Origin of the sequence: Okeania sp. KiyG1 (assembly GCF_014132355.1) — a bacterium.
In the GTDB taxonomy this organism is placed as follows: Bacteria; Cyanobacteriota; Cyanobacteriia; order Cyanobacteriales; family Microcoleaceae; genus Okeania.
On sequence record NZ_BLZO01000121.1, the window covers coordinates 102428 to 127526 of the forward strand.

At 36.1% G+C, this 25099-nt stretch carries 18 protein-coding genes and 1 pseudogene; 8 read left to right on the plus strand and 11 right to left on the minus strand.

The genetic code is table 11. The features are described from left to right. The first annotated feature begins 599 nt into the window (after window positions 1-599). Both SAGCYANO_RS29360 and SAGCYANO_RS29365 read left to right on the plus strand, forming a co-directional pair. A complete protein-coding gene (locus SAGCYANO_RS29360) occupies window positions 600-1703 on the plus strand; it encodes a DNA polymerase beta superfamily protein (protein WP_202223296.1) in 1104 nt (367 codons plus the stop codon). A gap of 266 nt (window positions 1704-1969) precedes the next feature. Then, window positions 1970-3145 (plus strand): annotated as a pseudogene (locus tag SAGCYANO_RS29365) (RNA-guided endonuclease InsQ/TnpB family protein). Between the two features lie 87 nt (window positions 3146-3232). Here the strand turns inward: SAGCYANO_RS29365 and SAGCYANO_RS29370 are convergent. From SAGCYANO_RS29370 to SAGCYANO_RS29385, 4 genes are all read right to left on the minus strand, one after another. Beyond that, window positions 3233-3439, minus strand: a complete 207-nt coding sequence (locus SAGCYANO_RS29370; protein ID WP_202223297.1) for a hypothetical protein — start codon at window positions 3437-3439, stop codon at window positions 3233-3235. A gap of 370 nt (window positions 3440-3809) precedes the next feature. Further along, window positions 3810-4148 carry a hypothetical protein gene (locus SAGCYANO_RS29375; protein WP_202223298.1) on the minus strand — a complete coding sequence of 113 codons (339 nt, stop codon included), beginning with the start codon at window positions 4146-4148 and terminating at the stop codon, window positions 3810-3812. Then, the gene (locus SAGCYANO_RS29380) at window positions 4145-4915 is read right to left on the minus strand and encodes a glycoside hydrolase family protein (protein ID WP_202223299.1); all 771 of its coding nucleotides are present in this window, start codon (window positions 4913-4915) and stop codon (window positions 4145-4147) included. The genes SAGCYANO_RS29375 and SAGCYANO_RS29380 overlap by 4 nt, the downstream gene beginning before the upstream one ends. 702 nt (window positions 4916-5617) lie before the next feature. Continuing rightward, window positions 5618-6280 carry an NAD(P)H-binding protein gene (locus SAGCYANO_RS29385; RefSeq protein WP_202223300.1) on the minus strand — a complete coding sequence of 221 codons (663 nt, stop codon included), beginning with the start codon at window positions 6278-6280 and terminating at the stop codon, window positions 5618-5620. 424 nt (window positions 6281-6704) lie between these two features. Here SAGCYANO_RS29385 and SAGCYANO_RS29390 point away from each other — a divergent pair, with 424 nt between their 5' ends. Both SAGCYANO_RS29390 and SAGCYANO_RS29395 read left to right on the plus strand, forming a co-directional pair. Further along, window positions 6705-6884, plus strand: a complete 180-nt coding sequence (locus SAGCYANO_RS29390; protein WP_202223301.1) for a hypothetical protein — start codon at window positions 6705-6707, stop codon at window positions 6882-6884. A gap of 664 nt (window positions 6885-7548) precedes the next feature. Continuing rightward, complete coding sequence (locus tag SAGCYANO_RS29395) at window positions 7549-8247, plus strand: DUF1997 domain-containing protein (RefSeq protein ID WP_202223302.1); 699 nt, start codon at window positions 7549-7551, stop codon at window positions 8245-8247. Window positions 8248-8303: 56 nt separating this feature from the next. Here SAGCYANO_RS29395 and SAGCYANO_RS29400 read toward each other — a convergent pair whose 3' ends face one another. After that, window positions 8304-8771, minus strand: a complete 468-nt coding sequence (locus tag SAGCYANO_RS29400; protein WP_202223303.1) for a DUF4079 domain-containing protein — start codon at window positions 8769-8771, stop codon at window positions 8304-8306. A 102-nt stretch (window positions 8772-8873) separates the two neighbouring features. On the opposite strand from SAGCYANO_RS29400, the gene SAGCYANO_RS29405 reads away from it, so the two are divergent. The 3 genes from SAGCYANO_RS29405 (at window position 8874) to SAGCYANO_RS29415 (ending at window position 12903) form a co-directional block, all read left to right on the plus strand. Further along, entirely contained in the window at window positions 8874-10352 is a 1479-nt protein-coding gene (locus SAGCYANO_RS29405) for an ankyrin repeat domain-containing protein (RefSeq protein ID WP_202223335.1), read from the plus strand. A 1139-nt stretch (window positions 10353-11491) separates the two neighbouring features. After that, window positions 11492-12052, plus strand: a complete 561-nt coding sequence (gene cpeB, locus SAGCYANO_RS29410; protein ID WP_202223304.1) for a C-phycoerythrin subunit beta — start codon at window positions 11492-11494, stop codon at window positions 12050-12052. A gap of 356 nt (window positions 12053-12408) precedes the next feature. After that, window positions 12409-12903, plus strand: a complete 495-nt coding sequence (locus SAGCYANO_RS29415) for a bleomycin hydrolase (protein WP_202223305.1) — start codon at window positions 12409-12411, stop codon at window positions 12901-12903. A 420-nt stretch (window positions 12904-13323) separates the two neighbouring features. On the opposite strand, the gene SAGCYANO_RS29420 is transcribed toward SAGCYANO_RS29415, so the two are convergent. Then, entirely contained in the window at window positions 13324-13911 is a 588-nt protein-coding gene (locus SAGCYANO_RS29420) for a DNA-binding protein (RefSeq protein WP_202223306.1), read from the minus strand. A gap of 1162 nt (window positions 13912-15073) precedes the next feature. On the opposite strand from SAGCYANO_RS29420, the gene SAGCYANO_RS29425 reads away from it, so the two are divergent. Further along, window positions 15074-15643, plus strand: coding sequence for a DUF4465 domain-containing protein (locus tag SAGCYANO_RS29425; RefSeq protein WP_202223336.1), 570 nt, complete (start codon window positions 15074-15076; stop codon window positions 15641-15643). Between the two features lie 714 nt (window positions 15644-16357). Here SAGCYANO_RS29425 and SAGCYANO_RS45915 read toward each other — a convergent pair. The 5 genes from SAGCYANO_RS45915 to SAGCYANO_RS29455 all read right to left on the minus strand — a co-directional run bounded on the left by SAGCYANO_RS45915 (window position 16358) and on the right by SAGCYANO_RS29455 (window position 25022). Then, on the minus strand, window positions 16358-22252 hold the full coding sequence (locus tag SAGCYANO_RS45915) for a hydantoinase B/oxoprolinase family protein (protein ID WP_237396831.1): 5895 nt from the start codon (window positions 22250-22252) through the stop codon (window positions 16358-16360). A 1159-nt stretch (window positions 22253-23411) separates the two neighbouring features. Continuing rightward, a complete protein-coding gene (locus SAGCYANO_RS29440) occupies window positions 23412-23585 on the minus strand; it encodes a hypothetical protein (RefSeq protein WP_202223307.1) in 174 nt (57 codons plus the stop codon). 104 nt (window positions 23586-23689) lie between these two features. Beyond that, complete coding sequence (locus SAGCYANO_RS29445; protein ID WP_202223308.1) at window positions 23690-23902, minus strand: hypothetical protein; 213 nt, start codon at window positions 23900-23902, stop codon at window positions 23690-23692. 70 nt (window positions 23903-23972) lie between these two features. Next, complete coding sequence (locus SAGCYANO_RS29450; RefSeq protein WP_307785990.1) at window positions 23973-24233, minus strand: zinc ribbon domain-containing protein; 261 nt, start codon at window positions 24231-24233, stop codon at window positions 23973-23975. A gap of 243 nt (window positions 24234-24476) precedes the next feature. After that, a complete protein-coding gene (locus SAGCYANO_RS29455; RefSeq protein WP_307785991.1) occupies window positions 24477-25022 on the minus strand; it encodes a transposase in 546 nt (181 codons plus the stop codon). Between the last annotated feature and the right edge of the window lie 77 nt (window positions 25023-25099).

A 25099-nucleotide genomic window follows, 5' to 3' on the forward strand; every position in this document is an offset into this window, starting at 1 on the left:
CTTGGAGTCATTTGCACTCTCATCGAACTACTCTGAGCAATCAGCCAACAAAAATCACTCTAGTTATTATAAATCAGAAATAAAAAACATATTAATCACTGTTGCGACATACGCAATAGTAGAGTCAAATCCCTATGAGTTCTGAACTTGGAGTCATTTGCGCTCTCATCCAACTACTCTGAGCAGTCAGTCAACAAAAATCACTCTATTTATTAAAAATCAGAAATAAAAAAGATATTCATTACTATTTTGATATACGTAATAGTAGAAAATTGCACTATCACAACAGCCACTTGACATCTTTCTGGCAAGAATTTAATTTTTATATTACATTGGTAGCATAAGTAATACGCGAAGCGATCACCCAGACAAAAAGCTATTAAAAAAAGTTTTAGAGGATATCTGAAAAGTTGTTTAATGCTGAATTTTGCCCCCCTAGCCCCCCAATTCTGGGGGGAACAAGAATCCATTAGCTGGTAAAAGTCCCCCAAAATTGGGGGATTTAGGGGGCGCGTGATTTAGCAAATGAGACTTCTCAAACAACCTCTTAGGAGTCTTCATTATATAACTTTTGACTTCTGACTTAATTTAATTTAGAGATGAATAGAAAAACAGTAGAATCAGGATTAATATTACTCGCCCTCACAGGTTCTCAAGCTTACGGTACTTCTACACCTTCATCAGATTTTGACTATAAAGGAGTTTTTATTGCACCTAAAGATTATTATTTAGGCTTCAAATCTTTTGAACAAAAAGACCAAGGTTGGGATGAACCAGGAACAGGTTTATATCCGGTATTAGATAATGTCAAAGATTGTGTGGTTTATGAGTTAAGAAAGTTTCTGACCTTGGTCTACAACAATAATCCGAATATATTAGAAACTCTCTGGTTAGATTCAGAATTTTACTTGCATTTATCGCCAGTGGGAAAAAAGCTAATTTCCTATCGTCAGGCATTTATTTCCCAAAAAATCAGAGCTTCTTTTGCGGGCTATGCTTACTCTCAAATTAAACGAGTGGAAACTCATAGAAAATGGCTATTAAATCCTCCAGCAAAAAAGCCAGAACCTCAAGATTTTGGACTGAATAAAAATAGCTATCGACCTTTAACAAAATCAGAGGTTAATGCTTTTATGGAATTCCTTTATATGTTGGTTAGAGACTGTATAGAATTTTTAGAACCAACTCAGCAACTACGAGATTTGTTGTTAGAAAAAATTGATTATAAAGCGATTATTAAACAGCACCCTATTTCTGAGGAATTATTACCAAAAGTGCAAGAATATACCCGAGCAAAAAACGATTTTATTCATCTGTTGCACTTAACTCAAGCTTATCGGCAAGGTTTAAGTCAATGGGAAGCTTATTGTAGTTGGAATAAAGGTAGAAATTTGCAACGGAAGGAGTTAGAAAAGAAGTGTGGATATGATGCCAAACACATGAGTCATTGTATTAGGTTGTTAAGAATGGGAATTGAAATTTTGCGGGAGGGGGTACTTTATGTGAATCGGAAAAAAGTGGGAGATGCGGAGTATTTATTATCGATTAGAAATGGGGATGTTATTTATGAGGATGTGAAAAGATTAGCTGATGATTTGTTTGATGAGATTAAAGAGATAAAAACTGAATTACCAGAACAAGTAGACCGGGAATTTTTGAATCAAGTTTGTGTAGAGTTGGTGGAAATGGCGGGAATTTGTTAATGATTTAGCTCTCAAAATAAAAGACGAGTAGGGGAGTAGCGGAGATTGAATATTGAAGTAATTAGGGTTCGCTGAAAAAGTCTTTTAGTAGGGGTAGGAAACAGGATAAATGGGAATGAGCGAGGAGACAGAGTGAAACTCTCAATCCTCCCCCTAATTTAGCTGAATCTGGCATTCATCCCGACACCATAAACTTGTTTTGGTGCTCTCCTGAATGCCAGTGTTTTTATGATATACTGCTTGACAGCAAATAAAATTCGCTCCTTATGCTTAAAGTAGTCAAAGTAAGACTTTACCCTAATAGCCAACAACAAGAAGCCTTAAGTCAATCTTTTGGCAATTGTCGCTGGTTGTGGAATTACTGCCTGAATTTGATGAACCAAACATATAAAGAAACGGGAAAAGGATTGTCAGGATATGAAATTAAGAAGCTAATACCTCAACTTAAAAAAGAGTATGAATGGTTATCCTTGGCTTATTCGTCTTGCTTACAACAAGTGTGTTTAAATCTCGGTGGAGCTTTCAATAACTTCTTTGAACGTAGAACTCGCATATCCTAGGTTTAAATCAAAACATGGAAAGCAGTCAATTCAATACCCTCAAAATGTTAGGGTTTTATCTGATTACTTAATAATCCCCTGTTAGGGGAGAAATAAAAGCTGTTATTCATCGTCCCATTGAGGAGAAAATTAAGACTGTAACCATCAGTAAAAACTGTTGCGATCGATACTTTGCTTCAATTTTATTTGAAGATGGTAAAGAGAAACCATTATCATCAACAGAAGGAAAAGCTGTAGGGGTTGACGTTGGGTTAACTCACTTCTGTACAACGTCATCAGGTTTAAAATATGATAATCCCAGATTTTTGACTAAACATGAAAAGAATTTAAAACGAAAACAACAGCAACTATCTAGAAAAGAAAAAGGGTCTAATAACCGTAATAAAGCTAGAAAGAAAGTTGCTAGAGTCCACCGCAAAATAACTAACTGTCGTGAGGATTTTCTACACAAACTATCCCGTAGAATAGTTGACGAAAACCAAGTCATAGTAACAGAAAATCTAAACGTTAAAGGTATGATGAAAAACCATTGTCTAGCTAAAGCAATAGGGCAAGTAGGATGGGGAATGTTTACTCCTCATGCTTAAATATAAAGCAGAAGAAAATGGTAAAACCTATGTTGAAGTTGATAGGTTCTTTCCTAGTTCTAAGACTTGTCATGTTTGCTTAAATCAGGTGGGTAGCTTACCCCTTGATATCAGGCGATGGACTTGTCAATCATGTAATACTACACACGACAGAGATATTAACGCAGCTATTTCTCTCAGAGACGAGGGACTACGAATTATTTCCTGTGGGACACGGGATCAAGCTGATCGCCAAACTGTAAGACGTAGCAGTAGAGGACGTAAGAAATCTAGTACTACGCTAGTTTCTGGGTAAGAAGCCGACGCTTTATCAAAGATTTAAGCGTTCGGTAGTTCACAGGATACTCGACGTTGATGAGAGTGCATTTTGCCATCAGGAAACCTAGACATCCAAGCTCTCTTTGAAAGTACCTTGCCAATTCAGACTTTTATCGCCCCACCATTGTTCTTGAAAAGAATAATAATTATCGTAATATTTTAGATAATCTTTCACTAAATCTGAAAGAGTTTTTTTCTGAGGAGTAAGAGGTTTACTATGGCATTGATTTGAAGTTTTTACTACTCTTTTTTTTTCGTTGTAGCAGTCCATAATCGTACTCACAATAACTGTATTTATACAATTCTAGAATAGAAGTTATTTAATTATTGAAATAGCTTAATATAGTATGTGGATAATTAATTAATGAATAAATACTTCTAAGGTTTAGGAAGGGAAGTTTGACAATAACTTCTATTTTTTGCTCAATTTCAAAAGTTGCTTTCACATTCCCCAAAATTAATGGCTGATAACGCAGTTCTTGCGCAGGAGGCTAGCTAATAGCTAAAAATCCAAAGTTTAAGTCCCCCACTATATTTGAAAATTAGTGGTGCCCCTTTTATGGAGGTTTTAATTCCCCATTATACACCTTGAGAAGCTGATAGCTGACCGCTGACCGCTGACTGCTATTTCAATTTTTGAATTAATCATCTCTAGTAAAACTAGATTTTCCCCTAACTTCCTCTAATGTTAAAGACGGTCTATTTTTTACCTCTGGGTCAGCTCCTACTCGAATCAATAAATCTGAGAATTCTACTTTTTTATTAAAAGGTCGAATAGCTTTAATCTTCACACCTGAACTAATTAATTTTTCTGCGACTAACTTAACTTCTTTTATACTTACTTCTGAACCAAACCAAATTGAATTACTAGGCATATCTGCTACTACAGTTGGTCGAAGTATTAACTGATAATCTAAAGTTCTTAAAGCTTTTTCAACCACTCCATTGTCAACATCTTTAGGAAAATACTCAACTATCAAAGATTGTTCATTTTTATCAAAAAATTATCCCCTGAAAGACTTAATTCATTCTCCAAAACTTCCCGATATACTCTGGGTAAATTCTTACTCATAGAATTAGTTTCAATTCCATATCCTAAACTCGTCCATGTTCCAGATAACAACCGCAAAACTCGGTCTAATTTCCCCCTTCTTAATAACCCAGGAATATCTGCCTTCCAATATTTGCGATCGCTTAACCAACCATGTACAACAGCATCTTGATATTTTGGCTCAAAACTGTAAGATTCCCAAAACATAAATCTGCCACGTTGTGGATGATAACGTTTTGCCATGAGATACCAAGTACTTGTTAACATTTGATATCGTCCAGCTGCAGTAGTACAATTTCCTTTATTCGGACCAGAAACGATAGTAATACACCAGTCTGGATGTTTACTCAGATTAGATACATTTTTACCTGTATAAACAACATGATAAGGTCGAGGATAATTAGATTCGCTAGCTGAAATAGTTCGCATTAATGCACGAATATAAGGATCTCCACCTTTCATTGCTAGCTGAGGCCATTTTTTGCCATTATTGTAATTATATTTATTAGGAGTAGGAGAAATTAATTTAGTTATTTCCTGTTTAGCTATGTTGAAACTTCCCTTAAAAGTTCGGGAAAAAGAAACAAAAGAGATGATAACTATAAATATAACAATTAAGCGTTTGAACAACATAAAACGAGCATGAAAAGGCGTTGACTTCTGTGTTCTGATAATCTGAGGTTTAACCCTATGCATCTAAATAATCAAGGAGGGATTTTCTAAACATTTTTTTTGCAGCTTTCTACAATAAATTTCATGCAGTAAACTTTCCTAATAAATGTCTAGTTTAAAAAGTAGCCCTCCCCCTTTTTTAACCGAATAATTAATAATTAATAATTAAATAATTCAGGTTTAAAGCCGACCCTTTTTAGGGGAAAAAAGCGGTCGAAGGATCGCGTTAGCGGAGTGGCTCTGTCAAGAGTTTGTCTCCTCGTCATATTCAATAGACCAAGAGAATAAATAATATTTCCTGATATTCAATTCCGTAACGGTTAAAACCGGAGGTAATTATCAATTATCAATTAATGAAAATAGCTAATTTTTTTACAACAATTACTGTATTGAAATAATTCTCAAATTTGCTGTGGCATAACTTAAAAATTATCTTAACTTATTACTGTAAGCATTTCCTGCGGGATGCTACACAAACAGAAAATAATGAATAATTCCTTCTCAGGTTGAATGAGTGTACCTTACTAATAACTTTGAATTCTCTCTCAATTTTTCAATTGCTTTTACCGAATAATTAAGGTTTAAAACCTCTCCTTTAAAGGAGAAAAAAGCGGTCGTGGGATGGATAGGTTTCCTAAGCATATCCAATCGACTAAGAGAAGAAAAAATTTCCTTAAGTATCAATCCTCTCCTTGAAAAGAAGAGGTAATTATTAATTATTAATTATTAATTATTAATTATTTTGAATAGCTCTTCCCAAGATTTTTCTGGTGCTTCTTCCTGAGTAACAATTTCCACAATTTTATTACAGGCTGCTGATTGAAATATTGCCTCAACAGAAACTTGTGCTACTTTTGTTCGAGGAATACTACCCTCAAATAAGCGATCGGCAGATTCCATAACAATAGGAAATTGATTATCATCATTTTTCAGACCCCCAGGGCGAACAATAGTATAATTCAGACCACTTTTCTGAATATATCCTTCAGCTTGTTTCTTCCAGAACAAAATTAGCCAGAACAAATTTAGGGGATGAAAAAATTTAGACACACATAGGGATGAAACTAAAATAAAACGTTCAATACCTTTCTGTTTAGCAACATCCACTAAATTTTTAGTTCCTACATAATCCACCTTATATGGACCAGTAAAGTCAAAACTAGGTTTAGCACCCGTAGCACATAACAGTACTGTGCTATCTTCAATAGCAGTGTCAAGACCTTGATAATTCAGGACATCTCCTATTACCAACTCTGCTTCTGGAGGCAAAATTTCTTTAGCTGTTTCTAAATCACGAACCAGAGCTTTTACAGGAATATCTCGTCTTACTAACTCTTGTACAATCCGACGACCTGTTTGGCCAGTTGCTCCAGCAACAAATACTTTCATTTTTCAATCTATATTAAAGTTATAAATTTTAACAATTTTTGACTCGAAGTTAGTAGTCAGTGGTTAGAAGGGAATTTTATCAAACAGGATTGGGTCGCGCAACCCCGCCTTTTAAGGCGAAATATTTTTGGAGCGGAACTCAAATCTCCTACTTCCCCTCCTGGGAGGAGGAGGGCGAGGTGGGTTAACTTCTGACTTCTGAGTTCTAAATTTTGACTTCTGACTTGGTCAAAGATAGGGTCTTCGGATAGCTCGGTCTCTCTAGTTAAGAGACAACTTGGGTTTTCAAATCCTGATCGTCTTTACCTAAATAACACGGGAGCATGAAAGCCATCGTCTTTTAAGCGATGGATGAAAAGCGAGGAGCCGGATTTTAATCCGAAGTATTTTATTTGACCGAGGAAAGTTATACTTGTAGGGGCGAATGGCATTCGCCCCTTCATTTTTAGATGGTGACAATCTACCTAATTATGGTGAGAAACCCAATGATTGGAAACCGTCAGGAAAGAGAATAAAGCGATGCAGCGCCGCCAAAGGGGGTTTCCCCCATGAGCGACTGCATCAAGACAGCGTGGTTTGTATAGAACAGGTAATAATTGCTTGATTAATGCAGACTGTAATGGGGCTGCAAATATAATCACAAAAGTAAGCCGCAAAGCCAGGGTTAAACTTAAGCCGACTGTGTAGGGGCACTGCGAAATTGTCCCCAAAGAGTATATCTTTGGTCAGCGCTCGAAAAACGAAGCAACATGGATTTATCCTGTTGCGTAGTATCAACTTAGAATCCCCGTGACTTAAGCTATCCCTTACCCATAACTCCTGAAACCCTTGTGGGAGGGTGGGGAGGATGGGGAGGATGGGGAGGAGCGGGAGGAAGAATCCTGTCTACAGTTATCAAAAAACGTATTTTTCAATACATTTTCTCCCGAAAAGACGAACTAAGACTTACCCATAACTTGTCAATAATGTCTACGTTTTATGTCAAGAAATATGTGGGTAAAGCATAGGTGACTTAAGTCCGGGGAGTAGTCAATAACTCTCAACTTTTAAAGATAAATATAAATTCTTTGTATAGGAATTAAATCATTTGTGATAATTTTATTGCTTCGGTTTTTCTCCCATACCTGTTCCCTATTCCCTATTCCCCATTCCCTAAAATCTAGAATATCTCACAACTCAAATAAGATTGCTATCTAGTTTATATAGCAATTTGGAAATCCTCAAAATATTGGATATAGTGTATATATATATACATGGGAGAATGAATCATGGATCGCAACTTGGCAGGACATCAAACTTTAGAGATGGACAAAAACTTAGTTAGTGATTTCTACGCAAGCGCAACAGAAACAGACCTCTCGGAAACTAGCTCAATTACCTGGTTTAAGACAAAATATAATGACTGCATGAAATTATATGCAGATGTAGATACTGTAGCAAAGCACTTTGCGTCTCATAGAAGTTGGTTTTGTCAATGCGCTCATCCGATGAAAGTTGAGCCTCTTGGAGAAAATGGCTATGATTTGTTGATTGGAAAATTTGGTTCTTTTGGATACCAGGTTGAAGCTAGAGTCGGTCTAGAATTGGTGCCACCAGACTCCGCAGGAATATATAAAATCAGAGATATTCCAGTGCCTAATTATACACCTCCCGGATATCAAGTAAACTTTCAATCAGAAATGAAATTGCTAGAGTTACCCACAGAACAGTTTTTTACTCACAAGGAGATTCAAAAGTTTGGACTGCCTCCTGTGATTACTGGTGCAAAATGGGATTTAGATTTGACTGTAGGTGTAAAATTTCCCCAGTTTATTCAGAAAATGTCCCCTAGTTTGATTCAGAAAACTGGCGATAGTTTATTACTTAAAGTAGTACAACAAGTATCTAAATGCTTGAGTCACAAAACTCAAATAGATTTTCATACCACTCATAATTTGCCATTTCCCAAACAAAGAAAACGAAAGTAAAGATATAGAACCTGAAAATCAGGGAAAATATTAATCCCCTGATTGATTCCAATCTTTTACATATTGCTAATAATCCTTAACAGAATTTGGACTCCCGTTACCGCTTGCCAGCTAAAAAGACCAAGAATTGACACATTAAGAACAATATGACTGTAGCGAGCCCAATCTTGCCCTTTCTGCATAAAAGGAGTTAAAGAGGCAGAGATAGCGATCGCTCCTGTCATCCCTAACCCTGCTAACAGATGAGGGCCAAAAAATAATTTTCCATTATTGATATAAGTGACGGCCATTCCACCAAGAGACCCTAAAACCATAAAAGCTAAGATAAAAGAGCCAACTTGGTGATGTTTGATTTTAAATTTAGCAAATTCTTTTTTCTTTTCTGTATCTGTAGCAGTTCTACTATTACGAACTTTGATGCCGAGATATAAGGCATAAATTGTCAAGGCCAAAAGTACCCACATAATGGCGGGATGAAAAAAATTGAGCCATGGTTTAATAGATTCTGGAATTGGCAGATCCATAATTAATCTTCTCTCTGGGATTAGTAAAAAAACTTCATAAAAGTTAGCATAACAGCAAGTTAATCTTATGTGATCTTAAAAACGTAGATTATGGTTGTCGGTATGGCTTCGCAAAAAGAAGAAATTTTCTTAGTCCAGGCTGTTAAAAATGCTAATTTGGCCCAAGTATGTACCTTACTGGCTCAAAATATTGATGCTAATGCTCAAGCTCTAGATGGTACAACGGCTCTAATGATTGCTGCAGAAAAGGGGTACACTCAAATAGCCTCTGCACTACTAGATAAAGGCGCTGATGTCAACTATATAAGAAAAAAGTTTGGGTCAACAGCTTTAATGTTAGCTGCAGCTCATGGACGGGTGGAAATGGTAGAACTTTTGCTAAGTAGGGGTGCTGATGTCAATGCCAAAAATGATGATGGTAGTTCCCCACTAATGGTTGCTTCAATGAATGGTTATATTGCAGTGGCCAAGCAATTAATTGCTGCTGGAGCTGATGTTAATGTAGTAGATAAAGACCATGATACAGCTTTGGGTTTAGCAACGAGTCAAGGTTATCAAGATGTAGTTAAGGTCTTGCTAGATGCTGGGGCTGGGGTAGATGAGTCTACTTTATCTATAGTTGCTGATAGTAATTATGCAGAAATGAGAGAAATTTTGATTAATCATGGTGTGAATGTAAATACTAGAAATTTACAAGGTAAAACATGGTTAATGCAAGTAGCAGAAACAGGCGATCTATCTGCTGTAAATACTCTATTAAAAGCTGGTGCTGATATTAATTTTAAAGATAAAGATGGAGAGACTCCACTTATTTTAGCTGCCGATCTAGGTCATTTAGAAGTAGTAAAAGTTTTGTTAGAAGCAGGGGCAGATGTAAATATTAAAAGTAGAAATGGTGGTACAGCTTTGATGGCTGCTGCTGCAGAAGGAAATGTAGCGATCGCTTCTACTCTATTGGATGCTCATGCTGATGTTAATTCTCAAGATTTAGAAGGGGAAACAGCTTTAAGTTTTGCTGTAGTAGAAAATCATACTGAAATGGTAAAACTACTGCTTAATTATGGGGCCGAAATTGTTACTAAAAATCAAGCAGGCGATACACCTTTATTTGGAGCAATTTTTCATGGGTATACAGATATTGTATCAATTTTATTGAACAACATAGAAAAGCAAAATTTGACATCTTTATTGAATAGTAAACATCTTGGAGAAACAGCTTTAACTTTGGCAATATGGCAAAAACATCAAGAAATTATTAATGTTTTGCTAGATGTAGGGGCAGATGTGAATATTCCTGCTCAAGGTGGCTCTACTCCTATGATGAAAGCAGCATATCAAGGTGATATTGAAACATTAAAAATACTCTTAGAAAAAGGAGCTGATATTAATCTTAAAGATGATAATGAAGCGACAGCTTTAATGTGGGCAGCATATCAAGGTCATGCTGAAGCTGTAAAACTATTAATTGATTATGGTGCTAATTTGAATGATAAAAATCAAGGCGGTTGTACGGCTTTAATGCTTGCAGAATTTAATGGTTATCAAGATATTATCAGCTTACTTAATAGCGCTGGTTCATAGTAAGCATTCAGCAGTCAGCCAGCCTCCTATGGTCGGAACTGCGGACTTCAGCTATCAGCTATTGCTTTTAGTTTAGGATCAAAGCAATATTTAATTGTCTTACTACAAAAGTTGCCTTTCTTGTCCTTAAAGTCAGTTGTTAATTTAAACACTGTCCTATAAGAAGAGAATCTTGTTGCTGAAGTCCGCAGTTCCTCCGGAGGAGGCTAGCTGACAGCTAATAGCTGAATGCTTACGGTTCATAATCCTCAAATTAAATTGGTATAACGTTGAATTATAGCAGGGAACTCTTAACAGAGCACAGTGGGAAAAGTGTTTCTCTGTGTTATGGTTCATCATCAATCTATATCAAACACTAACTTGTTTCTTAGTTATAGAAACAGAAAAATATTTATTTTATTTTGAAGAGGGGAGTTATATCATGTCCGGTTGAATACTTATAGGACTTATGGATTACAACCTAACAACCTATTTTCGTCATTGTTATATCAAATCCGGTAGCATCGGTATAATTCAGCATTAAGAAAAAATAGTCAATATTGTAGGGGCGAACGGCCGGAAAGCTGACGCAAAGCTCCTGTACGGGGTGCCCGTACAAAAGTTAACCCACCCTTAACCCAACCCACCCCCGCCCCTCCCAGGAGGGAGCCAGGAGGGGAAGTAGGGGATTTGAGCTTCGCTCCAAAAATATTTCGCCGATCAAGGCGGGGTTGCGCGACCCAATCCTGTTTGATAAATAGGGCTTGCTGAATAAATATCAAAGCATTTACAGGTAAAGGTTTTAGACTTTTTAGGTCTAGAAATTGTACCTGGTTTTCAGCCCTTCATGCTCATGCATGGAGCGTATTTTGGGCAAGAGTTGGGCAAAAAAATACTCCCCTACTCCCCTACTCCCCTCCTTGGAGGGGTTGGGGGTGGGTCCCCTACTCCTTAAAAAAGACTTTTGAGCGCAAACCCTAAATATTTGGTTTCGAGCGTAGCTTCTGGACATCCCATTGGCTAATTAGCTGGAAAATCGTAACAAATATTTACTTGTTTACGAATTATTACTTTCTTCCTCAGAAAGCGAGACAAAAGAGACCTTCTTATTAGAAACTTCAAATCAAGGTTACAAAAAATCAATTTTTAAGGAGAGCTCAATGTTAGATGCTTTTTCGAAAGCTGTAGTTTCAGCAGATGCCTCAACTTCCCCTGTTAGTGGTAAAGAGTTAGAAAGCCTCAAAGAATTTATTGCTAAAGGCAACAGACGTCTTGATGCAGTTAACGCCATTGCTAGTAACGCAAGCTGCATGGTATCTGATGCTATTGCTGGAATGATCTGTGAAAACCAAGGATTAATCCAAGCTGGTGGAAACTGCTATCCTAACCGTCGTATGGCTGCTTGCTTGCGTGATGGTGAAATCATCCTACGCTATGTTACCTACGCACTACTTGCTGGTGATGCTTCTGTTCTCAACGACCGTTGCTTAAATGGTTTAAAAGAAACCTACACTGCATTAGGTGTTCCTGCTACATCTACAGTTCGCGCTGTTCAGATTATGAAAGCTCAAGCTGCAGCTCACATCAAAGATCAGCCCAGTGACGAATTTGCAGGAGATAAGAAACGCATAATGGGAGCTACTGTAACAGAAGATCGTTGCGCTACCTTAGTTGCTGAAGCAAGTGGCTATTTTGATCAAGTAATTGCTGCTCTAAGCTAATTACCAAATTAACACGGGAGCATGAAAGCCATCGTCTTTGAAGCGATGGATGAAATGGGACTCGATGGATTAAAATCTATCCTATCTTTTTCTTTCTTGGGAAAAGCCGTGCACTGCATCAATTCGTAAGCACGACACTTAATTTTGATTTAAGTCGAGTGTCTAGGGGCGTTTTGACTCGTCCTGTGAAGTTAAAATTCTGGTCAGCTAAAAAGACATTACCCAATGCGGTTTTAACCCCCAATCGCAGTATCCTTTTAGAATCCCCGTCGATTTATCGCGGGGAGAAGTCAAGATTAGCCAAGTAAGTTTCAATACCAATCTAACTAAAGTCAAACAGAGAAGAGAATAAAGACATGAAATCAGTTATTACCACAGTAGTTACCGCTGCTGATGCAGCAGGTCGTTTTCCTAGCAGTTCCGATCTAGAATCCGTACAAGGTTCTATCCAGCGCTCTGCAGCTCGTCTGGAAGCAGCCGAAAAGCTAGCTAGCAATCTTGATGCAGTTGCGAAAGAAGCCTATGATGCTTGCATCAAGAAGTATCCTTACTTGAATGATGCTGGTCAAGCTAACTCTACACCAGTTTTTAAAGAGAAGTGCGCACGCGATATCAAACACTATCTGCGCTTAGTCAGCTACTGCTTAGTAGTTGGTGGAACTGGCCCTCTTGATGAGTGGGGAATTGCTGGTCAGCGTGAAGTTTATCGTGCTCTGAGCTTACCTACTGCACCTTACGTTGAAGCTTTAAGCTTTGCTCGTAATCGTGGTTGCGCTCCTCGCGATCTTTCTCCTCAAGCTTTGACAGAGTATAATGCTCTCCTAGACTATGCAATCAACTCCTTATCCTAGTAAATAGGGATTTAGGCAAGATTATAGAACTCTTGCTTTAAAATTTCTTTAATTCAAGAACTTTGGGGGTTCTTAGTTTGTTACTTACCTAATAGTGGGTGAGCAACTAACCAAGAGTCCCTGAGTTTTTTTAACTGAGGTGGTATAGCAGAAGGAAGCACCGAAAGAGCGAAAAATCTGGCTTTGTCTGAGTTAAAACTCAGATTCTGCACCTCAATTTGTCCGATAAATAAAAACTATAAATATTAGTACGTTGCTCAGTATTTTCAGATAACCACAAACCTGTATCGCCCAAAATTTGAATTCTTGGAGATACTAAAGGAATAATTCTGATGCTGCATAAATGCTCCCTTTGAAGCAAATTATTTCAGGATTTACGCATAACTACTACTTATGGTATGGGTTAACGGCCGTTAACCCCTACAAATGTTGTATAACTTCTTCTTTTGGGTAATTCCTGTATTTATCTGAGTGCTTCTGTTGTTTCCTTGTATTTTTTGACTTCTTACTTTTTGCCCGCTGCTCAACTACTTCCGGTGGCGGACCATAATCTCCATCACTGAAGTATACTCGCTCCACTATATGTTGTGGTTCTACTTCTATCCACAGACGTGCTCCCCCGGCTTGACTTTTATTAGGTTGATGAGGTTGATAAACGATTTGGCAAGGTCCGTTAATTTTCAGAGCGTGGCAATAATCTTTTTTATCTCCTACTTTTACGGCAACTGCTGGATGAGAAGTTCCATTGTCTCGGTTATAGTCAATGGTCTTTCGTAGAACATGAATAAAGGTATTGCCTGTACGTTTATTTTTGTTCCAAGTACCTTCAGGACCACGGCGACCTGGTGTAATCTCTGGCATTCCCCGTTTGTTTAATGGAATCATCCAAAGTCTTTTGATTTTTTTAGCACCTCTAACACGGCTTTGATTCAGAAGTGTTCGTAATCTACCTGTGGAAATATTCAGTAGAAATGCTGCTTCTGTTGTGGTTGTATACTGTACATTCATAACTATAACGTCTTAGTTTTTATATTTTAGAATTAAATTTATTATCTAAATAATTTTTGAAATTAGCTTTTTTTAACAAAAAAGTCAATAGGCAAAAATAACTAAGAAGTTATCTCTAATATAATGGCCTATTTCTAAAAAAGGCGATCGCTGATATAGCAATTCCTAAAAAGTGTGAGGTAAAAAATTCTAGGTTTTTGGGAAGAAAAAGACAACTGTACAGGGGCGTGCCTGATAAACGCTATATGTGAGTTTGGTCATAAAAAAATATTCCTCCTTTGAATTTTTCTCTTGATTTTAAAGATTCGTTCAACAATGAATAATGAATAATGAATAATTACCTCTCCTTGAAAGAAGAGGATTGACAAATTCATGAAAATTTTTCTTTATTATCCCCTTAAAAGGGGAGACTTTAAACTACAATTTTTCGGTAAAGTTACACATAACATAAAGAGTTGGCATTGAGGAAATATTTATGGTATTTAAGGGAACTTTTGTGAAGATTCTGTGAAGTTTAGCAGGATTTATGTGTGTTTTTTTAAGATTCAGTGAAGTTATGAATAAACGCTTGCTATTTTAGAGAATATGTAAATATTATGTATTATAGTTTGCTACTTTAGGCAAAAATAAAAATAGCGGGTAAAAACTATTTAAATGTGAGCTAACGATGAATATCAAAGATTTCAAGTCTGTTTTAATTTTTTCTGTAGCAATAGTATTAGGAGTTTTTGTTGCTCCTACAAAAGCTGCAAATATTTCTAGAGTAGTTAACTTTTAGGACTTGCCCCTTGGACCTGAAGAATTTTACCGAAAAATTGGGTTTAAAGCCTCCCCCTAAAAGGGGGACTTTATGTTATTATGGAAACAGCGGAAAGGTATTCAACCGCTCTAAAAACCTATAGCTACTTAACTGTAGCGTTTGCACCTTGAAAACTAGAGTTATGGGGTTTTGTACAGTAATGCTTGTACATGGAAAAGCTCTAAGCAACAAGTACCAGAGAACCAACATTTTTGTTTGAGGTTTGAACTGTACCGTAGGGCATACGGGAACAGGCTCTTGGAATAGAGCAAACGCTTGGGGAGAGAACCATCTCTGGGCTAAGTATCGCAAGGTAATTAGTTTAAGTGGACTCAGTGAACCAAGAATCCTGGTTTCAGGAGAATCTCCGCGCCTTTAGGCCGGAGAGTATGTCAAAATGGTTCTGATGGCGCTGGAGGATTTACGAGTCAGGATGCCTTTTTTAACAATAGCTTTAATTCCACCTTTGGAAGTTGGTCAGGATGGTCGTATTCAAATACCTCTGACACTACAACATCAGGTTTCATGAATCAATATAGTGCCTTTACTGGTACTGGGTTTGGTGGAACGGGAAATTATGGCGTAGCTTTTACCTTTAATCCGGGTGATGCCATGATTGAGCTACCTGATGGTTATTCGGTTGATTCTGTAAGGATTACAAATACAACCTACGCTGCTCTCTCTATGCTGAATGGAGATCGGTTTGCCAAGAAGTTTGGTGGTCTATCTGGCAACGATCCTGACTTCTTTTTGTTGACAATTAATGGTCTGGATGATTCTAATACTTCGGTAGGAAGTGTAGAGTTCTATTTAGCGGATTATCGTTTTGCAGATAACTCCCAAGACTTCATTGTTGATGATTGGAGTTTAGTCGATTTATCGCTTCTCAACGCTGCAACTAAACTTTCCTTCGCACTCACCTCATCTGAATAATGACCCTCAATTTGGGCTAAATACCCCAGCATATTTTGCTTTGGATAATCTGATTTTACACAAATCTGTAAAATCTGTACCAGAATATGCTTCAAATCTTGGTTTATTAGTATTGGGTGCTGTTGGCGTTGGTTCAATGTTAAAGCGCAAATAGGATTAATTGCTAGAGTTATGGATCTATAAGCTCTAGGCAAACATAATAAGGTATTCAACAATTAATAATTAATAATTAACTATTACCTCTCCTTGAAAAGAAGAAGATTGACGCGGAGCGTGAAAATTTTTTCTTCTCTTGGTCTTATGGATATGGCGAGGTCTCCTCGCCATATCCATAAGACCGCTTTTTCTCCTTTAAAGGAGAGGTTTTAAACCTTAATTAGGGTTTGCTGAATAAAGTATGAGTGTTAGGGGTAGGAGTCAGAACTCAGGAGTCAGAACTCAGGAGTCAGAACTCAGGATAAATGGGAATTATAGAGGAGGTAGTCGGAAAAATTGTCCCAAGATTGGTCTGCCATAATCGTCCCAAAATACTAGCTTTATGCAGCTCTTTCCACTGAAAACAGGCGAACTTTTTTAGACCCAAAAATGCTACAACCAATATCAGTCAATGCTTTGATATTTAATCAGCAAGCCCTAATTATTCGGTAAATGTAATAGTAAGGTGCGTTTTGCTGACGCAAAGCTCCGCTAACGCTGTACGACAAGAAACGCATTCTACAACTTTCCCACTCCCCCACCACCAGGAGTTTCAATGACAAATACATCACCAACATTCATCTCCACAGTGGCTGTACTCCCCAATTCTTCAATTTTCCCATCACTGCGTTCTACATAATTTTTTCCTACTAAACCATTACCCCCACCATTCAAACCAGGGGGGGAAACAACCCGATGACCTGATAATATCCCGGCAGTCATCTGCTCCAAGAAACGTATCTTCCGAATTACTCCATTGCCACCTTTATATAAACCTTCACCTCCACTCCCGGAACGAATGGCAAAATTTTCTAGCAATACTGGAAATCGCCATTCCAAAACTTCGGGGTCGGTTAACCGGGAGTTGGTCATGTGAGTATGTACTGCGTCGGTGCCATGAAAGTTAATACCTGCACCGGAACCTCCACAAATGGTTTCATAATATTGATATTTACTATTGCCAAAGGTGAAATTATTCATTGTTCCTTGGGAGGATGCCATTATTCCTAAGGCATTGTATAAAGTATCGGCTATGGTTTGAGAAGTTTCGACATTTCCAGCGACAATAGCTGCTGGATATTTGGGGTCTAACATACTACCTTTGGGGATAATAATTTCTAATGGTTTGAGACAACCTGCATTGAGGGGAATATCATCATCAACTAGGGTACGAAAGACATATAAAACTGCTGCTTTACATACTGCGGTTGGTGCATTGAAGTTTGTGGGAAGTTGGGGAGATGTTCCTGTAAAGTCTATTTTGGCACTGAGATTTTTTTTGTCGAGACTGACAGAAACTTGAATTTTATTGCCGTCATCGAAGGTGGATGTGTAAATTTTTTTGTTGAGTGATGAAGAGAGTTTTTTGATTGCTCGCCGTACTGATGTTTCGGCGTTATTTTGGACAAATTTCATGTATGCTTGTACGGTTTCTAATCCATATTTTTCTGTCATTTTTTGCAGTTCTTGTGTACCTTTTTCATTTGCTGCTATTTGTGCTTGGAGGTCGGCGATATTTTGGCTGGTGTTTCTGGCAGGATATTTGCCGGAGGTGAGGATGTCTAATATTTCTGTTTCTTGGAATTTTCCGTTTTTGACGAGTTGGAAGTTATCTATTAATATTCCTTCTTCTTCTACTGTTTTACTATGGGGTGGCATGGAACCGGGGGTAATTCCTCCAATATCTGCATGATGACCGCGGGAGGCTACATAAAATATGGGAGTTTCTATTTTTTCTGTCTTTTCAGAGGGAGTTAGGCAAGTAGTTGTTTCATTTTCAGAAATAATATTTTGATTGGGAATAGGGTCTACGGATTTTAATTTTTGAGTGATAGATTTATCACCTAAAGCAATATTTGTATTGGATAAAGTTTCTTCACTGGTATTAGTTTCAGGAAAAGTATTTGTCTGATTCTCCCAAATTAATTTTTCATTGCCAGGAAGCTGTACAGATTTTAATTTTTGAGTGATAGATTTATCCCCTAAAGTGATTTTTGTATTGGATAAAGTTTCTTCGCTAGGAAACTGTACAGATTTCAACTTTTGAGTAATAGATTTATCGCCTAAAGTGATTTTTGTATCGGATAAAGTTTCTTCAGTTGAATTAGTTTCAGGAAAAATATTTGTCTGATTTTGCCAAATTAATTTTTCATTGCCAGGAAACTGTACAGATTTCAACTTTTGAGTAATAGATTTATCGCCTAAAGTGATTTTTGTATCGGATAAAGTTTCTTCAGTTGAATTAGTTTCAGGAAAAATATTTGTCTGATTTTGCCAAATTAATTTTTCATTGCCAGGAAGCTGTACAGATTTTAATTTTTGAGTAATAGATTTATCGTCTAAACCAATATTTGTATTGGATAAAGTTTCTTCACTGGTATTAGTTTCAGGAAAAATATTTGTCTGATTTTCCCAAATTAATTTTTCATTGTCAGGAAGTTGTACAGACTTCAACTTTTGAGTAATAGATTTATCGTCTAAACCAATATTTGTATTGGATAAAGTTTCTTCACTGGTATTAGTTTCAGGAAAAGTATTTGTCTGATTTTCCCAAATTAATTTTTCATTGCTAGGAAACTGTACAGATTTTAATTTTTGAGTGATAGATTTATCGTCTAAACCAATATTTGTATTGGATAAAGTTTCTTCGCCAGGAAACTGTACAGATTTTAATTTTTGAGTAATAGATTTATCGTCTAAACCAATATTTGTATCGGATAAAGTTTCTTCACTGGTATTAGTTTCAGGAAAAATATTTGTCTGATTCTCCCAAATTAATTTTTCATTGCTAGGAAACTGTACAGATTTTAATTTTTGAGTGATAGATTTATCGTCTAAACCAATATTTGTATTGGATAAAGTTTCTTCGCCAGGAAACTGTACAGATTTTAATTTTTGAGTAATAGATTTATCGTCTAAACCAATATTTGTATCGGATAAAGTTTCTTCACTGGTATTAGTTTCAGGAAAAATATTTGTCTGATTTTCCCAAATTAATTTTTCATTGTCAGGAAGTTGTACAGACTTCAACTTTTGAGTGATAGATTTATCCCCTAAAGTTATTTTTGTATCGGATAAAGTTTCTTCACTGGTATTAGTTTCAGGAACAATATTTGTCTGATTCTCCCAAATTAATTTTTCATTGCTAGGAAACTGTACAGATTTTAATTTTTGAGTAATAGATTTATCGTCTAAACCAATATTTGTATCGGATAAAGTTTCTTCGCCAGGAAACTGTACAGATTTTAATTTTTGAGTAATAGATTTATCGTCTAAACCAATATTTGTATCGGATAAAGTTTCTTCACTGGTATTAGTTTCAGGAAAAATATTTGTCTGATTTTCCCAAATTAATTTTTCATTGTCAGGAAGTTGTACAGACTTCAACTTTTGAGTAATAGATTTATCGTCTAAACCAATATTTGTATTGGATAAAGTTTCTTCACTGGTATTAGTTTCAGGAACAATATTTGTCTGATTTTCCCAAATTAATTTTTCATTGCCAGGAAGCTGTACAGACTTCAACTTTTGAGTAATAGATTTATCGTCTAAAGCAATCTTTGTATCGGATAAAGTTTCCTCACTGGAATTAGTTTCAGGAACAATATTTGTCTGATTTTCCCAAATTAATTTTTCATTGCCAGGAAGCTGTACAGACTTCAACTTTTGAGTAATAGATTTATCGTCTAAAGCAATCTTTGTATCGGATAAAGTTTCCTCACTGGAATTAGTTTCAGGAAAAGTATTATTGTTCTTGTTTTGTAAATCATGGTTAGCAATGACAGAAGGAACTTTTGGTTTTTGTAGAGGTGGAAATACGGGGGTAATAACTGTTATGTCTGGTAAATGAGTACCACCGTTATAGGGATTATTTAAAACATAAACGTCTCCTGGTTTGAGGATATCTTTTTTATCAGAAATTACGGCATTAACACTTTCGCTCATGGAGCCTAAATGTATGGGAATGTGAGGTGCATTGGCAACTAATTGACCGTCTCTATCGAAGATGGCGCAGGAAAAATCTAGTCTTTCTTTGATGTTTACTGAGGAACCAGTTTTTTGTAATGTTATTCCCATTTGTTCGGCGATCGCTCTAAATAGGTTATTAAATATTTCTAGCATTACTGGGTCTGCTGATGTTGGGATTTTTGTTTGAGATGTTGTGGTTGGATCTAGAGATTTTTCTGTGTTTTTGCTCTTGGTTAATACGAGGTGATTTTTGAGGGTTAATTCTGCTTGCCATCCTGGTTCAATAATATTTGTTCCGGTTTTTTCTATGATTAAGGCGGGACTATTAATTTTTGTTCCTGGTTGTAGGTTTTCTCGTAGATAAATAGGTGTATCTTGCCATTTTCCGGCGGTGTAGATTTTTGTTTTTGTAATTGGAGTTATGGCAGTTTTTTGAGTGGGAGAATTTTCTGTTTCTTCTGGGGTTTCCATTTGTTGAATAAGTTCTAGGGAAACTGCTTCAATAATTAGAGATTTTTCTGTCATTATAAATCCATATCTTTGTTGATGGGCTGTTTCAAATTCGGATTTCATTATGGAGATATTTTCGGCAAAGTCTACGATTAATGTTGAGTCGCTGCCTTGATATTTGATGTGAACTTTCGATAAGGATATTTGATTTTGATTGGAGTTTATTTCTTGTTTAGCTTCAGTTTCTAGTGTGGCTAAAATTTCTTTAATTTCTGGCAATAATTCTGGAGTTAGTATTTTTTCAACTGCCTTTTCTTTCATAACTCGAATATCTGCCAATCCCATGCCATAAGCTGATAAAACTCCGGCATAAGGATGAATAAATATTTGTTTCATCCCCAAAGCATCAGCAATTAAACAAGCGTGTTGACCGCCAGCTCCACCAAAACAACAAAGAGTATATTCTGAAACATCATAACCTTTCTCCAAAGAGATTTTTTTAATCGCATTTGCCATTTTTTCCACAGCGATCGCTAAATATCCACTAGCTACTTCTTCTGGTTTTTTACTATTACCTATTTCTACTGCTAACTGAGTAAACTTTTCTCGAACAATCTCCAAATTTAAAGGTAAATTTCCATCTTTCCCAAAGACTTTCGGGAAAAATTCCGGCTGTATTTTTCCGACCATGACATTACAATCTGTCACTGTTAAAGGTCCGCCTTTTCCATAAGCAGCAGGTCCAGGATTTGCCCCAGCAGATTCAGGTCCGACACGATAACGAGAACCATCAAAAAATAAAATTGAACCTCCACCAGCAGCCACAGTATGTATCGACATCATCGGAGTTTGTAACCGTACCCCTGCAATTTCTGTTTCAAATTCTCGCTCGTATTCTATTGTTTTATTTTCTGCTCCAGCGTAATGAGCAACATCAGTAGAAGTACCGCCCATATCAAAACTAATTATCTTATGAAAACCAGCCATTTTACTTGTTTGAACTGCTCCAACAATTCCACCAGCAGGTCCAGATAAAATACTATCTTTACCTTGAAATTTTTGAGCATCTGTTAAACCGCCATTTGACTGCATAAACATTAATTTAACTGCCTGTCTTTCTGAAATATTGCGACTATTTAAAACACCTTTTCCAAAAGTTAAAGTTAAATCTTTTTTCTTCTCTCCTCCTCCTCCTGCTTCACCACCTATTTCCTTTCTTTCAAAACTAAGTTCTGAGGAATTTTGGATAGAAGATATATTCTCTGTTTCTAAATTTTCAAAGCAGTTCAAAGAATTACTGACTTGATTGACATATCTTAGTAAAATTGGTGATAAATAAGCATCAACAACAGTAGTATCTCCCCGACTAACTAATTTCATTAAAGGGCTAACTTCGTGAGATACAGATATTTGAGTAAATCCTATTTCTTGAGCAATTTCTTTAATTTTTTGCTCATGCTTCGGGTAACGATAACCGTGCATTAAAACAATGGCGCAACTTCTAATTCCTGCTGCATAAACTTCTTGAAGTTGAATAGTTAACTCCGTTGTTTGAAGTGGAATAATTTCTTCACCTTTCGCCGTATAACGTTCCTCTACTTCAATAACTTTCTCATACAACATTTCCGGCAAAATAATTTCTCTAGCAAAAATATTTGGTCGGTTTTGATAACCAACTCTTAGAGCATCTTTAAAACCCTTCGTAATAACTAAAACTGTACGGTCGCCCTTCCTTTCTAATAAAGCATTTGTAGCGACAGTAGTACCCATTTTAATCACTTCTATTTCTTCAGAAAAAATGGGTTGATGTTGAAGAATTCCTAATATTTCACGAATTCCTTGTACTGGAGCATCTTGGTAGCGATCGGGATTTTCTGATAATAGTTTATGAATAATAATTTGACCGTCCGGAGCTTTAGCCACTATGTCAGTAAATGTACCTCCACGGTCTATCCAAAATTGCCAAGAGTTGTTAGTAATAGATGTGTTAGTCATATCAATTTAGAATGCAATAAATTTGAGTAGTTTATAACAGGATATTCAGAGTTATACCTAATACTTATGTAGGTGAGGTAGACTTGATTTTCTTTTTTGTTCGTTAAAACAACAAATCTTGTATGTCATTCAAGGGATAAAAGTTATAATTGCAAAACTTTAACAGTTTTATCATCTCTTCCACTCACCAAAAATAATTGATCTGAGCTAAACATATAAAGGAGGCAGTCTACATTTTCTGATAGTAGTTTATAAATCATAATTTTACCGAAGAATTAAGAATTAAATAATTAAATAATTAAATAATTTAGGTTTAAAGCCTCCCCTTTCAAGGGGAAACAAGAAAAATTTTCCTTTTATTCAATCCTCTTCCTTTTAGGGAGAGGTAATTATCAATTATCCATTATCAATTATCAATTATTGAACATCCGTAGCTTTAGCAACTAGGTCAGTAAATGTTCCTATACAGTCTATTCAAAATTGCCAAGAGTTGTTAGTAATGGATGTATTAGTGGGACTTACACAAAATAGAGGCATAAACATAAAATAGTCCCAAATATATATAGGTAGAGAGTTTCACGTCAAAAAGGTATAATTCTTTCACTACCAAGGGTTACAGCTATTTTTAGGGCGTAGACTTCATTAATTGATAATTGATAATGGATAATTGATAATTACCTCTGGTTAAAACCGTTACGGAATTGAATATAAGGAAATATTATTTCTTCTCTTGGTCGATTGGATATGGCGAGGGGACCTCGCCATCCCATCCTACGGACTGCTCCGCAAACGACCGCTTTTTTCCCCTTAAAGGGGAGGCTTCAAGGCGCGAATTATTTAATAATTAATAATTAATAATTAATAATTCGGTAATTCCCTTATACAGACAGACTTTTCTTGCTGAATGCTACGCAAACAGGCATTTTTTGACCAGATAATGTGTAAATACCATTAGAAAATAATATTTTTATAGATTTTTAATGATACATTTAATTTGAGTTGAAAAAATGAATAATTACTTCTAATCTTTATACTTACTAATTTATACCAAATCTGATTCATATAAAGATATCTATAATTTTCCCTATTCTATCAGAAATACAGCGCGCGTAAAATTGTTCCATCCCATCGCTATAACATTACTTCTATCAATTTATTATTATTCTTCTTCATGTAACTTCCCTTCAGAAATTACCGTTGTTTCTATCTCCATTTTCAAATTTTTATGATTACCTATGTCTCGTATCCATCTCAAAAGCGTATTTGCTAACCTCGCCGCTACTACAGTTCCTTCAAAATTAAAATCAGGATTTTGTAAACCCTTTCCCAACATTTCCTTACCTATATCTGTAATAAAAACTAATACTGCTCTATTTTTTACCTCAATTCTAATTGCTCCTGATTTTTCTAACTCCTCATATACTCCTTGATATTTACCTATTTTTTACCGTATTTTTTCCTTTTAACTCTAGTAGTTAATTCACTTTTTTTTACTCCTATTGCTGTTTCTCCTTCTCCCCCTAAATCCCATAAAGTAAGTAGCAAACGAGTTTTATTTACATCCTCAACACTTTCTTCTCCAAAACTTTCTTGAGCGGACTCTAAATTAATATTTGTTTCTGCTTCTAAATTCTGATTTTCTGTTGACATCTCCAGATTCCCTTATTTTTATGAAACCATCAATAAACGCCAGTGAAGTTCTCTCCCGTTAAATCGGAGATTATAACGGGAGCTTCTCAAACAAAGAAGCTTCTTGTTTCACAGGCTGACTAACGCCTAAGCCTCCACAAGCAGACAAGATGATACCCACCTCGTTTAACCCTTTATTTAATATATTAATTGCTGCATTCTCGTCCCTATCCAAAACTGTTTGACATTTAGGGCAAGAATGAGTTCTAACTGATAAAGTTTTAGGTACTTTTTGACCGCAACTACTACAATGCATGTGATGTATTGTGAGGATGTACGGGCGAATGGCCATTCGCCCCTACTTACATGAACACCTTAAATAATTAATAATTAATAATTAATAATTAATAATTAAAGAATCATATCAAATCCGGTAGCATCGGTGTTATTTAATCTTTAAAGATTCAGAGTCTATATTGTAGGGGCGAATGGCCATTTTTTCTTGCCGATTGTATGATGATCGACAGAATTATACTACTGTGAAGCCAACGGATTTGAGATCATTCATTATTCATTATTCATTATTCATTATTCATTATTTACCTACATCATAAATTGATTTTGATAGTTTAGTATTTTTTGCTAAACCTCTAATATTTAAGTTTTCCACTGCAATCATGTCATATTCTTTCACTAATTTATGAGCAGTTTTATAGTGAAAATCTTCTCTTTGTCTAGCTATATGTTGATGTAATCTAGCTATTCTATTTTGTGCTACCCTCCAGTTGTTAGACCCTATTTCTTTTCTAGATACTTTTTTTTGCTTTCTTGCTAAATTAGATTGGGATTTTCTATAGAATTTAGGGACAGAAACTGTCTCGCCAGTATTGGTAGTTAAGAACTCTTTTAAGCCGACATCAATACCTATAGCTGTTTTGATATTTTCTGTAGAAATTAAACTAGGAACTGACTTATCTTCTAAACTAAAACTCACATAATAACCGTCAGCTTTTTTGGTTATAGTTGCAGTTTTGATAACAAACCCATCTGGAATTGGTCTATGAACTATGACTGGAATAGCACCAAACCTCGTAGTAATTATTTGTTTTCCATCAAATTTAATTACTGATGAGCGGATGATTAACTCTACTGAAACAAAATGACCTTAATTTTCCTGATTTTTTAAATCTTGGTCGTCCTCCACGTTTACCCTTTTTG